Below are 12,945 nucleotides of genomic sequence, written 5' to 3'. Positions count from 1 at the left end.
CCTCGAACGACCGAGGCCGCTCAGTGCAGGCGGTGCACGCTCGTCTCCGCGGCCTTGAGCTGCAGCCAGACGGATGCCCCGTGCCGGAGCCCGAGCTCGGCGACCGCCGCGGCCGACACGTCGACGAGCACGTCGGGTGCCGTCGTGCGCAGGCGGATGCCGCCCGCGGTCGGCTCGAGCGCCGTGATCGTCGCGGGCCAGACGTTCCGCGCGCTCGTGTGCTCCGGCTGCACGGTCGAGACGAGCACCGACGACGGCCGGAACACGGCCGCGGCCGCGGCGCCGTCCGGGACGGGCGCGGCGCCCGCGCCGGTTCCAGCTCCCACGAACCGGTACCCGCCGGCGATCACGCCGCCGCCGTCGGCGATGCCCGCGACGAGGTTCACGCCCGCGAGGGCGGCGGTGAACGGGCTCCGCGGCGCCGCGAGCACCGCGGCCGTCGGCCCCTCGTCGACGATGCGTCCGCGCTCCAGCACCGCGGTCCGGTCCGCGAGCACGATCGCGTCGAGCACGTCGTGGCTCACCACGATCGCGGACGTCCGCGAGGCCGCGAGCTGCTCGCCGAGCATCCTGCGAACCGACGGCGCGAACTCGGCGTCGAGCGACGCGAACGGCTCGTCGAGCAGCAGCACGGCCGGTCGTGCGGCCAGCGCGCGGGCGATCGCGGCACGCTGACGCTGCCCTCCGGACAGCTCGGCCGGCCGCCGCTCGCCGAACCCGGCGAGCCCGACGCGGCCGAGCCAGTCCACGGCGAGCGCGGATGCCTCGTGCCGGCCGATCCCGGCCGCGCGCGGCCCGAACGCGACGTTGGCCGCGACGGTCAGGTGCGGGAAGAGGCTCGGTTCCTGCCCGAGGAGCCCGATCCCCCGCTGCTCGGGACGGAGTGCGACCGGCCGGCCGGCCTCCGTGCCCGCCCGGGCGAGGGTCCGGCCGTCGAGCACGATCGATCCGGCGTCCGGTCGGACGAGCCCGGCGATCAGGCCCAGCACGGTCGACTTGCCCGCGCCGTTCGGCCCGAGGAGCGCGAGCACCTCGCCCGGGTCGAGCCGGATCCGCACGTCGAGCGCGAGGTCGCCGCGCGCGAGCGCGAGGTCGGCGTCGAGCCGCCCGGCACGGCCGCGCCCCGAGTCATCCGCGCGGCTCGCCGGCCCGCCTGAAGCACGCGTACGCGGGGCATCCGCCCGCTCGTCGGCGCCGCCGGTGCCGCTCACGACGCGCTCCCGGGCCGCCAGCCGCGCACGAGCACGAGGATCGCGATCGACGCGACGAGCAGGAGCAGCGAGAGCGCGACCGCGGTGCCCTGCCCGACGCCCGCGCCGTTGAACGCCGTGTAGATCGCGAGCGGCATCGTGCGCGTGGTGCCCTCGGCGTTGCCCGCGAACAGCGCCGTGGCGCCGAACTCGCCGATCGCGCGCGCGAAGCACAGCACGGTGCCCGCGACGAGTCCGGGGCCGGCCAACGGCAGGGTCACGCGCCGGAACGTCGTCCACCGCGACGCGCCGAGCGTCGCGGCGACCTGCTCGTACCTCGTGCCGGCCGCGCGCACGGTGCCCTCGACCGAGAGCACCAGGAACGGCAGCGCGACGAACGCCTGCGCGATCACGACGGCCGCGGTCGTGAACGGGAGCCGCAGTCCGAACGCGGCATCCAGCCACTGGCCGGCGAGTCCGGTGCGGCCGAGCAGGAAGAGCAGCGCGATGCCGCCGACCATGGGCGGCAGCACGAGCGGGACCGTCACGAGCGCCCGCAGGAGCCCGGCCACGCGCGGCGTCGCGCGGGCGATCACGATCGCGAGCGGGACGCCGAGCACGAGGCACACGGCGGTCGCCACGACGCCGGTGACGATCGACAGGCGCAGCGCGTCGAGCGTCTCGGGGGCCGTGAGGTCGGCGACGATGGTCGACCAGTCGACGCGTGCGACGAGCGCCGCGAGCGGCAGCAGGAGCACGCCGACCGCGAGCGCGGCCGGGACGAGCACGATCGGCGGCACGCCGCCGAGGGGGGACGGCTCGGCTCGAGAGCGTCCCCCGCGCGCGCGACGGCCCGGGTGGGACGAGGATGCCTCGACGGCCTCCCGCGCCCCTGCGGGCTCGTCGCGCGCGCCGCCGGTCACGGCGAGCCGAACCCGTACGACGCGAGGAGCGCCCGCCCCTCGTCGCCGAGCACGAAGGCGACGAACGCCGCCGCGACCTCGGAGTCCGCGGCACCGGCCAGCGCGGCGATCGGGTACCGGTTCACGACCTGGTCGGCCTGCTCGGGCTCGATCGAGTCGACGGCGTCGCCCGCGGCTGCGACGTCGGTCGCGTACACGAGGCCCGCATCCGCCTCGCCCGCCTTCACCTTGGCGAGCACGGCGGTGACGTTCTGCTCCTCGCTGACGGGCGCGACACGCACGCCGGAGAGGTCGAGGAGCTGGTGGGATGCCGCACCGCAGGGCACCTCGGGCGCGCAGAGCACGACCGCGAGCGCCGGGTCGGCGAGGTCGTCGATCGACGACACGTCGCCGGGGTTGCCCGCGGGCGTCGCGATCCGCAGCGTGTTCGTCGCGAAGAGCTCCGCATCGCCGTCGAGCAGTCCGGCATCCGCGACCGTCGACATCGTGCGCTCGTCGGCCGACGCGAAGACGTCGGCCGGGGCGCCCTCGACGAGTTGCGTGGCGAGCGTGGACGAGCCGTCGGAGACGATCGGCAGCACGTCGACGCTGGGGTTCGCGGCCTCGAACTCGGCGGCGAGCTCGTCGAAGGCCGCGGTGAGGGATGCCGCGGCGTACACCGTCAGCTCGCCGGACAGCTCGGGCGACGTCGACACGGGCGCCGGCTCGCTCGGGCCGTCCGCCGCGCCTCCGGCGCAGCCGGCGAGGGCGACGAGCATCGCGAGCGCGACGGGCACCGCGAGCGCGACGGGCACCGCGGCGAGCGCGCGGCGGGGGGTGCGGGTCATCGGGACATCCTCTCGGTGGGGTCGGGGACGGATGCGCGTGGATCGGGCTCAGGGCTTGGGGGCCTCGACCATCACGCTCGTGGCCTTCACGACGGCGACCGCCGGAGAGCCGACCTCGAGGCCGAGTTCGCGGACCGCCTCCGCCGACAGGAGCGACACGACGCCGTGCCGGCCGGACTGGATCTCGACCTGGGCCATCACGCCGTCGACGAGGACGCGCGTCACGATGCCGGGGAAGCGATTGCGGGCGCTCCGCAGCACGTTCGTCGGGTCGTCCGGTGCGTGGGCGAGTTCGACGGCGCGTGCGGCGAGGACCGCGCCGGGGACCACGATCCGGCCCGCGTCGTCGGTGGTCGCGGGCAGCGTTCCCGCATCGATCCAGCGCCGGACCGTGTCGTCGCTCACGCCGAGCACGTCTGCGGCCTCGGTGATCCGATACTGCGTCATATCCGGCACGATAGCACCGCATTCGCGGTCATTCTCACCCATTCCAACCGCACGTGCGCCATCGCACGGCGGCCGGTCCCCCGGTGTCCCCCTAAATGCGGAATGGCGCATCCGCCCACCCGCCACGGATGATGGCGGGGATGTCAGCGGCGAACGTTGGGCCACGGAGTGGGGACGCAGGGGGCTCCGACCCGTCGCCGTCGGCAGAAGGGGGCGACGGCCTCAGGGTGATCACCCTGAGGCCGCGTCGCTCACTGGTCACCTCGATCGGCCTCCAGGTCGCGATGTTCGTGCTGCCGCTCGTGCTCGCGATCGCGATGCTCGGATCGGATGCGCCGTCGCGCATCGCACTGATCGCGGGAACCTTCCTCCTGCTCGTGGCCTGCGGGTGGGCGCTGCTCCGCCTCCGCGCGACGATGGTCACCGTGGGCCCGGACGGGTTCGTCGAGGTCGGATTCCTCGGTCGGATCCGCGTCGTCGCCGCGCAGGACATCGAGCGGATCGTGCGCCTGCGCACCTATCGCGGTCCGAGCCTCGAGACCCAGGACCAGCTCTTCGTCGTCGGCCATGACGGCCGCTGCCTGATGCGCCTGCGCGGCTCGTTCTGGGACGCGGTCTGCATGGACTCGGTCGCCTGCGCCGTCGACGTGCCCGAGGAGGTGCGCGAGGAGCCCGTGACGTTCGCCGAACTCCGGCGCTCCGAGCCCGAGCTCCTCTACTGGTGGGAGCGCGCGACCAACCGCGTCGACCCGGCCGCCGAGCGCGTCGACGCGTGAGCCGTGGCCGCCACGGCGGCGCGACGGCCACGGTCCACCCGGCCCCGGTCCACTTGGCCACGGGCCGCCGGACGCCCCGCGCGGTGCGGCGCGCGCGGTGCCGCGCGCGGCCGTTCAGCTCGTCGCGATCCCGAGGAGCGGGGCATCCTTCCGGCTCGACGGCAGCTCGTGGAATCCGAGCCTGTCGTAGAAGGCGCGCGCGGGCGTGTTCCCCGGATCCATGCTCAGGTGCACCGCGCGCACCCCGCGCGCGGCGAGCTCGGCACGCAGCCGATCGATGAGCGCGCGGCCGAGCCCACGCCCCTGCGCCGCCGGGACGAGGTCGATGTGCAGGTGCGCGGGATACTCGGCGAGCTCCGCGATGCGCATCCGCTCCGGGTCGCCGCCGGACTCCAGCAGGTCGGCCTCGGTGTACCCGGGGTTCCGCCCGGTCGGCGGTCCGACGCGAGGATGCCGCTCGCGGAAGCCGGGAGCCCACTCGCGCGCGTACCAGTCGATGAAATCGGCCGTGTCGGCGACGCCGAGGACGTACCCCAGCACGTCGTGTCCGTCGGCGACGACGAACGCGAGGTCGGGCGCGTACGCCAGATACGGCAGGCACCACACCTCGGGCATGAGCGCGTCGTCGGAGTAGACCCCGGTCGCGTCGCCGCCACCCGCGGCCGTGAGCAGGCAGATCTCCGCGAGCCGGTCGCGATCCTCGGGCCGGAACGGCCGGATCGTCGGATTCCCCGTCAGCGTCGGCGCGGCGCTCATCGACGCCTCCGGGTGCCGAGGATGCCCTCGACGACGCTCGTGAGCACGTCGCGCGTGGCCCTCGAGCCGAGCACCTGGTCGAGGAGGGTCCCGGAGGACCGGGAACGCGAACCGCCGCGCGCACGCGACGGAGCCTGGGTCTGACGCATGATGCGATCGTATTCGGCCTGCGCGGCCCGTTGCTCCTTCGCCCGCTCCTTCTCGATCGCGGCCTGCTGCTTCGCGAGCTCGGCGTCGGCCTTCGCCTTCGCGGCCGCGTCGGCCGCGGCCTGCGCCGCCGCGGCGGCCGCGTTCATCCGTGCGGCCAACAGCTCGCGCGCCGACTCCCGGTCGACGGCCGCGCCGTACCGCGCCTGGAGCGGCGAGGCCGCCACGGCCGCGTCGATCGAGGCATCCGGCGTCGGCGACATGAGCGCCTGCGGTGCGCGCAGACGGGTCCACGCGACCGGGCTGGGCGCGCCCTTCTCGTTCATGACGGTCACGATCGCCTCGCCCGTTCCGAGCGTCGTCAGCACCTCTTCGAGGTCGTACGCCGACTTCGGGTAGGTCGACACCGTCGCGCGCAGCGCCTTCGCGTCGTCGGGCGTGAACGCGCGGAGCTGGTGCTGGATCCGCGAACCGAGCTGGCCGAGCACGTCGGACGGGACATCCTTCGGGGTCTGCGTGACGAAGAACACGCCGACGCCCTTCGAGCGGATCAGCCGGACGGTCTGCACGACCTGGGCGAGGAAGTCCTTCGACGCGTCGGCGAACAGCAGGTGCGCCTCGTCGAAGAAGAACACGAGCTTCGGCCGGTCGAGGTCGCCCACCTCGGGCAGGTCGTTGAACAGGTCGGCGAGCAGCCACATGAGGAACGTCGAGTAGAGCGCGGGCTGGTCCGCGACGCCCGGCACCTCGAGCAGGCTGACGATGCCGCGCCCGTCGGCGGCGGTCCGCAGGAACTCGGCCGTGTCGATCTCGGGCTCGCCGAAGAAGACGTCGGCGCCGGCCTCGGCGAACGCCACGAGCTCGCGCAGGATGACGCCGACCGTCGCCTTGCTCAGGCCCCCGAGACCCGCGAGCTCGGCCTTACCCTCGTCGCTCACGAGGTACTGGAGCACCGCGCGCAGGTCCTCGAGGTCGAGGAGCGCGAGCCCGGCATCCTCCGCGTAGTGGAAGACGAGCCCCAGGCTCGACTCCTGCGTCGCGTTCAGCCCGAGCGCGCGCGACAGCAGCAACGGCCCGAACCCGGCGACCGTCGCACGGATCGGCACCCCGCGGCCCGCGCCGCCGAGCGAGAAGAACTCCACCGGGAACGACGCCGCCGACCACGCCTGCCCGATGCCCGCGGTGCGGGCGAGCAGCTTCTCACCGCCCTCCCCCGGCGTCGCGATGCCCGACAGGTCGCCCTTGACGTCGGCGGCGAACACGGAGACCCCGTGCGCCGAGAGCTGCTCGGCGAGGCCCTGCAGCGTCCGCGTCTTGCCGGTGCCGGTCGCGCCCGCGACCAGGCCGTGCCGGTTCGTCATCGCGATCGGGATGCGCACCTGGACATCGGGCCGCGGGTCGCCGTTGACGAGCGCGCCGAGCTCGAGCGCGGCGCCCTCGAACGCGTACCCGGCGCGGATCGCGTCGATCGCGGCGCCGTCGAGCGGGCCTCCGGTCGGGCCTCCGGGCGGTGCGGATGCCCCGGGCGGGGCATCCGTCGGGTCCGAGCCCGGCGGCGGGGCATCCGAAGGCGGCACCGCCGGCGCCACCGCCTGCTGCGCTGCCGCCGCAGCCGCGGCCTCGGCGGCGGTCGCGGCCTCCTGCGCCAGTCGGATCGCCTCCTGCGCCTGGCGCTGCAACTCCGCCGCGTGGGCGGCGGCCGAAGCCGCCGCCGCCTGTGCTCGCGTGACCGCCTCGTCCCCCATGGGCCGATCCTATCCGCGGCGCGCGCCGCCGGAACGAGCGCCCGCCGCGGCTCGGATCAGGGCCGCGCGTCAGCCCGCGGCGACGCGCGAACCGACCTTGTAGTTCGCCCCGCGGTGCTCCTCGGGCAGGCGGTCGCCGCGGCCGTGGAGCTTGTGCCGCAGGGTGCCCTCCTCGTACGAGGTGGGGTACACGCCGCGCCGCTGGAGCTCGGGCACGACGAACTCGACGATGTCCTCGAACGTGCCCGGCGTGATCGCGTAGCTGAGGTTGAAGCCGTCGACGTCGGTCTCCTCGACCCAGGCCTGGAGCTCGTCGGCGACCTCCTCGGCCGACCCGACGATGCGCACGCCGAAGCCGCCGATCTTGCCGCGCTCGGCCAGCGTGCGGACGGTCCAGGTCTCGCCCGCGTCGGACTCCTCGCGCAGCGAGGTCACGAGGGACTGGATGGCGTTGCTCTGGACGTCGCCGATCGGGTCGTCGAGGTCGTACTTCGAGAGGTCGGCGCCCATCCAGCCCGACATGAGCACGAGGGCCGCCTCATCGCTCGCGTACGCCAGGTACTCCTGCTCCTTCGCGCGCGCCAGCTCGGGCGTCGCGTCGACGATGACGGTCGCCATCGCGTAGATGCGGGCGGCGTACCGGTCGCGCCCGGCGGCCTCGAGCGCGTCGCGGATCTGGCGCACTTGGCTCGCGATCGCGCGCTTGCTCGGTGCGGCGACGAAGATCGCCTCGGCGTTCGCGGCCGCGAACGCGATGCCGCGGCTCGACGCGCCCGCCTGGTAGATCACCGGCGTGCGCTGCGGCGACGGCTCGACGAGGTGGATGCCGGGAACCTTGAAGTTCGCGCCGTCGTGCTCGATCGCGTGCACCTTCTCGGGGTCGGTGAACACGCCCGACTCGCGATCGCGGAGGACGGCGTCGTCCTCCCAGGAGCCCTCCCACAGCTTGTAGAGGACCTCGAGGTACTCGTCGGCGATCTCGTAGCGCTGGTCGTGCTCGAGCTGGTCGTCGTGGCCCATGTTGCGGGCGGCACTCGGCAGGTAGCCGGTCACGACGTTCCAGCCGACGCGGCCCTTGGTGAGGTGGTCGAGCGTCGAGAGCCGGCGCGCGAACGGGTACGGGTGCTCGTAGGCGGTGCCCGCCGTGATGCCGAAGCCGAGGTGCTCGGTGACGGCGGCCATCGCCGAGACCGTGAGCAGGGGATCGGTCACGGGGACCTGCGAACCATGGCGGATCGCCGCGTCGGCGGTGCCGCCGTACACGTCGTAGGTGCCGAGGACGTCGGCGATGAAGATGCCGTCGAACACGCCGCGCTCGAGGAGCTTCGCGAGCTCCGTCCAGTAGGCGATGTCCGTGTAGCGGTGGGCCTGGTCGTCGGGGTGCCGCCAGAGGCCGCTCGAGATGTGGCCGACGCAGCTCATGTCGAACGCGTTGAATCGGATGGGTCGTTGCGACATGGGGTCCGCCTTTCTGACCGATCCATCGTGGCCGAAGTCCCCGCGCACGACCGCCGCGTCGACACACGGCGTCACGGAGCGAAACCATGTTGCGCCGAGTTGGCGGGCGCGGCCCGTTTGCGCGACGCTCTGGCGCCATGACCCTTGCTCCACCCACCACCGCCGACCGCGCGACCCCGTGGCACGGCCACGCCTCCGCCGATGAACTCGCGCACTGGAGCGCCATCGCCCGCGAGGTCGCCGACGCCCTCGCCGTCGACGTCGTGGAGCGCGACCGCGGGAACCTGCTGCCCGTCGCCCCCGTGCAGCTCCTCCGCGAGTCCGGCCTCGCGAACCTCCTCGTCCCGGCGGCCCTCGGCGGCGCGGGCGCGCACTGGGAGACCGCCTTCGCGGTGACCCGGATCATCGCGCGGGTCGACGCATCCATCGCCCAGATCCTCGGCTACAGCTGGCTCAACCAGGCCTGCGCCGTCTTCTACGGCGCCGACACCGCGACGACCGACGCCTGGCTGCGCCGCAGCGCCGAGGCGAACTGGGTGTGGAGCGACTCGTTCAACCCCGTCAGCCCCGACCTCTCGCTCGTCGCCGACGGCGCGGGATACCGGCTCACCGGCCGCAAGGCCTTCGCCACCGGCGCCGCCGTCGCCGACGTGGTCATCGCCGGCGCCGTCGCCGAGGGCGGCGAGCGCGACGGGCAGTTCCTGGTGTTCGCGGTCGAGACGACGCGCGAGGGCGTCCGCCACGTGGGCGACTGGGACAACATCGGCTACCGCGCCTCCGCGAGCGGCGGCATCCAGTACACGGATGTCCGGATCGAGGCCGACGACCTCGTGGGCGTCGACCTCGGCGAGCCGTTCTCGACGGTCGTCACGCCCGGCGTGCAGCTCCTCTTCGGCAACGTCTACCTCGGTATCGCCGAGGGCGCGCTCGCCCAGGCACGCGAGATCACCCGCGCCCGCCGCAACTCCTGGTTCCTCTCCGGCGTCGAACGGTACGCGGACGACCCGGTCACGCACCGCGTGTTCGGCGAACTCGTGGCCCGCACCGCCGCCGTCGAGGCGCTCGCCGACCGGCTCAACCGCACGTACGACGTCGCCGTCGCACGCGGCTTCGACACGACCGAGGCCGACCGCGCCGAGCTCGAGGTCGCCGTCGCGGCGCTCAAGGTGGTCTCGACCGAGGTCGGCCTCGAGGTCGCGAACCGCGTGTTCGAGGTCACCGGCGCGAGCTCGACCACGACCGCGACCGGGCTCGACCTGCACTGGCGGAACATCCGCACGCACAGCCTCCACGACCCCGTCGACTACAAGCGCATCGAGGTCGGCGCGCACTTCCTGAACGGCACCGTGCAGCCCGTGAGCCTCTACACGTGAGCGCGCTCCTCGAGAAGTACGGCCCCGTCTTCGCCGAGATCGGCGCGGGCGCCCTCCGCCGCGAACTCGACCGGGAACTGCCGTTCGCGGCGATCGACGCGCTCAAGCGGGCCGGGTTCACCGGCGTGCGCGTGCCGGTCGAGCACGGCGGCGACGGCGCCACCCTGCCCGAGCTGTTCTCGCTGCTCATCGCGCTCGCGGCCGTCGACCCGCACGTGCCGCAGGCACTGCGCGGACACCTCGCGTTCGTCGAGGACCGGCTGAACGCACCCGATTCCGCCGAGCGCGACGACTGGCTCCGGCGCTTCGCGGCCGGCGAACTCGTCGGCAACGCCGTCACCGAGATCGGCAACGTCGTCGTCGGCACCACCTCCACGAGCCTCGCGGCCACGGCCGACGGCTTCGCGATCACCGGCCGGAAGTACTACACGACCGGCTCGATCTTCGCCGAGTGGATCGACGCGACCGCCGTCACGCCCGACGGCGTCGAGGTCGCCGCCCTCGTGTCGACCACCGGCGACACGGTCACGATCACCGACGACTGGACCGGGTTCGGCCAGCGGCTCACCGGCAGCGGCACCGCCGTGTTCGACGCCGCCCCCGTACGCGCCGAGCACGTCTACCCGTTCGCCGACCGCTTCGACTACCAGACGTCGCTGTACCAGCTCGTGCTCGTCGCCGTGCAGGCCGGCATCGCCCGCGCTGCGGCGACCGACGCCGCCGACCAGGTCGCCACGCGCGCCCGCACGTTCAGCCACGGCAACGCGGCGCACACCCGCAACGACCCGCAGGTGCTCGAGATCGTCGGGCGCATCGACGCCGACGCCTTCGCGGCCGAGGCGATCGTGCTGCACGCGGCCACCGCGCTCCAGACCGCGTACGACGTGCGCCGGGCATCCGACGAGGTGCGAGGCGCTGCGAAGCGCGCGGCGGAACTCGCCGCGTCGCGGGCGCAGCTCACCGTCGGACCGCTCGCCCTCGACTCGGCGACGCGATTGTTCGACGCGCTCGGGGCATCCGCCACGTCGACGAACCTCGCGCTCGACCGGCACTGGCGCAACGCCCGCACCGTGGCATCGCACAACCCCGTCGCCTTCAAGGCGCGCATCGTCGGCGACGCGCTCGTCAACGACGCGGAACCGCCCTACGAATGGGCGATCGGCGTGCCCCCGACCACGCCGGCCGCCTCGGCCTGAACACCCCTCCCCGTCACCTCCCCCTCTGACACCAAGGAACCCCGCCATGACCGACACCACCACCGACGCGGCCGAGGCCACGTCGACCGCCCCCGAGGCGGCCATCGTCCCGCCCGAGTTCCGCCGCCTCCGCGGCTCGCTCGGCGTCGCGAGCATCGTCTTCATCGTCGTCGCGGCCGCTTCGCCGCTCGGCGTCATCGGCGGCCCGGTGCCGCTCGGCATCGCGTTCGGCAACGGCGCGGCGTTCCCGTTCACGTTCATCGTCGTGACCGCCGTGCTGCTGCTCTTCGCGGTCGGCTTCACCAACGCGACGCCGTTCGTGAAGTCGGCCGGCGCGTTCTTCGCGTACGTCGACAAGGGCCTCGGTCGCAGCGCCGGCCTCGGCGCCGCGTTCGCCGCCCTGCTGTCGTACCTCGCCCTCGAGGCAGGCGTGTTCGGCCTCTTCGGGCCGGGCGCGAACGAGCTGCTCAAGAGCTACGGGCTCCCGGATGTCCCGTGGTGGGTCTATGCGGCCGTCGGCTTCGCCGTCGTGTCCCTGCTCGGCTACTTCAAGATCGAGTTGTCGGGCCGCGTCCTCGCGGTGCTGCTCATCGCCGAGGTGCTCATCGTGCTCGCGCTCGACGCGGCCGTGATCTTCTCCGGCGGCGGCCCCGAGGGCTTCTCGACCGCGTTCGTCACGCCGTCGGAGATCGTCTCCGGCGCACCCGGCTTCGCGATCCTGTTCGCCATCCTCAGCTTCATCGGGTTCGAGGCGACCGCGGTGTTCCGCGACGAGGCGAAGGACCCGGAGCGCACGATCCCCCGTGCGACGTACATCGCCCTCATCGCGATCGGCCTGTTCTACACCGTCTCGAGCTGGGTGCTCATCACCGCCAACGGCGAGAGCACGATCGTCCAGGACGCCACCGACAATGCCGGCACGATCCTCGCGACCACCACCGAGCAGTACCTCGGCACCGTCGGCGCGCACCTCATCCAGGTGCTGTTCGTCACGAGCCTGTTCGCGTGCATCCTGTCGTTCCACAACATCGTCGCGCGGTACGTCTTCACGCTCGCCGGGCGCGGCGTGCTCCCCCGCGCCCTCGGCGACGCGCACGCACGGCACGGTTCGCCCGCGCGCGCGTCGGTCACCGCATCCGCCACGGTCGCCGTGCTGATCGTCGTCGCCGTCGCGCTCGGGCTCGACCCGATCGCGCAGTTCTACACGTGGCTCGGCGGCATCTCGTCGGTCGGCATCGTGCTGCTGCTCGTCCTCACGAGCGTCGCGGTGCTCGCGATCTTCCGCCGCGACGCACACGGGCTGGGCCGCTGGAAGACGCTCGTCGCGCCGGGCCTCGGACTCCTCGGGCTCCTCGCGTTCACCGTGATCATCTTCCAGAACCTCCCGGTGCTCGTCGCAGAGGAGGGCTACGGGCCGTTCTCGTGGGGCATCATCGCGCTGTTCGCGGCCGCGTTCATCGCGGGCCCGATCGTGGCCCGCGCGCGGCCGGCGGTCGAGCTCGAGTAGTCGCGATACCCTGCGCCCGGGTGACCGGGTCGTGCGCCCGGGTGCGTCGCCGTGCGAACGGCGACGCACCCGGGCGTTCCGTGTCTCAGCTGATCGGTGCCGCCGCGCTCAGCGCACCGTCGGCTTGACGTTCGGCGTCGGTTCGGCGCTGGGTGCCGTCGTCGACCGGCGGGCGCTGTTCAGGTAGAGCATCGCGACGACGGCGAACCAGACGGTCGACAGCACGCTGGACGCGACGGAGGCTGCTCCGCTGGACGCCTCGGCACCAACGGCCTCGACCGGGAGGAAGACGGCGATCACGCCCACTGCGACGTAGAACACGGCCAGCAGGCCGATGACCCAGCCCGCGGGCGCCCACGCGGTCATCCGCCACCACGGCCGCGCCGGGCCGACCGGCTCGCGCCGTCCGCGGAACACCCGGGCGCCGTAGAGGATCGCCACGAGGTCGAAGAGCTGGCCGATCGCGACCGTCGCGACCGGCGGAGTGCCGAGCGCGTTCAGCGACGACCTGAGCACCCACCCTGCGGCCAGCGCACCGAGCACATAGGCGAGCTTCGAGTACCACCGCACGATCCGGACGTCGAGGAGCCGCATCCAGTC

The 12,945-nt window shown here is 73.5% G+C and carries 12 protein-coding genes; 4 read left to right on the top strand and 8 right to left on the bottom strand.

Going from position 1 to position 12,945, the window contains the following annotated elements; genetic code table 11:
- Positions 1–20 precede the first annotated feature (20 nt).
- From ACDF64_RS09995 to ACDF64_RS09980, 4 genes are all read right to left on the bottom strand, one after another.
- A complete protein-coding gene (locus ACDF64_RS09995; RefSeq protein ID WP_394550894.1) occupies positions 21–1,211 on the bottom strand; it encodes a sulfate/molybdate ABC transporter ATP-binding protein in 1,191 nt (396 codons plus the stop codon).
- Positions 1,208–1,990, bottom strand: a complete 783-nt coding sequence (locus ACDF64_RS09990; protein ID WP_394555100.1) for an ABC transporter permease — start codon at positions 1,988–1,990, stop codon at positions 1,208–1,210. The genes ACDF64_RS09995 and ACDF64_RS09990 overlap by 4 nt, the downstream gene beginning before the upstream one ends.
- 119 nt (positions 1,991–2,109) lie before the next feature.
- Positions 2,110–2,940, bottom strand: coding sequence for a molybdate ABC transporter substrate-binding protein (gene modA, locus ACDF64_RS09985; RefSeq protein ID WP_394550893.1), 831 nt, complete (start codon positions 2,938–2,940; stop codon positions 2,110–2,112).
- A 48-nt stretch (positions 2,941–2,988) separates the two neighbouring features.
- Entirely contained in the window at positions 2,989–3,387 is a 399-nt protein-coding gene (locus ACDF64_RS09980; RefSeq protein ID WP_394550891.1) for a molybdopterin-binding protein, read from the bottom strand.
- A gap of 227 nt (positions 3,388–3,614) precedes the next feature.
- Here ACDF64_RS09980 and ACDF64_RS09975 point away from each other — a divergent pair, with 227 nt between their 5' ends.
- The gene (locus tag ACDF64_RS09975) at positions 3,615–4,163 is read left to right on the top strand and encodes a hypothetical protein (RefSeq protein WP_394550889.1); all 549 of its coding nucleotides are present in this window, start codon (positions 3,615–3,617) and stop codon (positions 4,161–4,163) included.
- A 114-nt stretch (positions 4,164–4,277) separates the two neighbouring features.
- Here the strand turns inward: ACDF64_RS09975 and ACDF64_RS09970 are convergent, their stop codons facing one another.
- The 3 genes from ACDF64_RS09970 to ACDF64_RS09960 all read right to left on the bottom strand — a co-directional run bounded on the left by ACDF64_RS09970 (position 4,278) and on the right by ACDF64_RS09960 (position 8,269).
- On the bottom strand, positions 4,278–4,919 hold the full coding sequence (locus ACDF64_RS09970; RefSeq protein ID WP_394550887.1) for a GNAT family N-acetyltransferase: 642 nt from the start codon (positions 4,917–4,919) through the stop codon (positions 4,278–4,280).
- Positions 4,916–6,811 carry a helicase HerA-like domain-containing protein gene (locus tag ACDF64_RS09965; protein ID WP_394550885.1) on the bottom strand — a complete coding sequence of 632 codons (1,896 nt, stop codon included), beginning with the start codon at positions 6,809–6,811 and terminating at the stop codon, positions 4,916–4,918. Before ACDF64_RS09965 ends, ACDF64_RS09970 begins: the two co-directional genes overlap by 4 nt.
- Positions 6,812–6,880: 69 nt before the next feature.
- Entirely contained in the window at positions 6,881–8,269 is a 1,389-nt protein-coding gene (locus ACDF64_RS09960; protein WP_394550883.1) for an LLM class flavin-dependent oxidoreductase, read from the bottom strand.
- A gap of 137 nt (positions 8,270–8,406) precedes the next feature.
- Between ACDF64_RS09960 and ACDF64_RS09955 the strand changes: the two genes are divergently transcribed.
- The 3 genes from ACDF64_RS09955 to ACDF64_RS09945 are packed head-to-tail and all read left to right on the top strand — an operon-like array spanning position 8,407 to position 12,345.
- On the top strand, positions 8,407–9,642 hold the full coding sequence (locus ACDF64_RS09955) for an acyl-CoA dehydrogenase family protein (protein WP_394550881.1): 1,236 nt from the start codon (positions 8,407–8,409) through the stop codon (positions 9,640–9,642).
- Positions 9,639–10,838 carry an acyl-CoA dehydrogenase family protein gene (locus tag ACDF64_RS09950; protein ID WP_394550879.1) on the top strand — a complete coding sequence of 400 codons (1,200 nt, stop codon included), beginning with the start codon at positions 9,639–9,641 and terminating at the stop codon, positions 10,836–10,838. The genes ACDF64_RS09955 and ACDF64_RS09950 overlap by 4 nt, the downstream gene beginning before the upstream one ends.
- A 46-nt stretch (positions 10,839–10,884) precedes the next feature.
- A complete protein-coding gene (locus tag ACDF64_RS09945) occupies positions 10,885–12,345 on the top strand; it encodes an APC family permease (protein ID WP_394550877.1) in 1,461 nt (486 codons plus the stop codon).
- Positions 12,346–12,453: 108 nt separating this feature from the next.
- Here the strand turns inward: ACDF64_RS09945 and ACDF64_RS09940 are convergent, their stop codons facing one another.
- The gene (locus tag ACDF64_RS09940) at positions 12,454–12,939 is read right to left on the bottom strand and encodes a hypothetical protein (RefSeq protein WP_394550875.1); all 486 of its coding nucleotides are present in this window, start codon (positions 12,937–12,939) and stop codon (positions 12,454–12,456) included.
- Between the last annotated feature and the right edge of the window lie 6 nt (positions 12,940–12,945).

The sequence above is a fragment of the Agromyces sp. MMS24-JH15 genome (assembly GCF_043518605.1).
Lineage (GTDB): Bacteria > Actinomycetota > Actinomycetes > Actinomycetales > Microbacteriaceae > Agromyces.
This window is presented reverse-complemented; position numbering and strand designations above follow the sequence as displayed.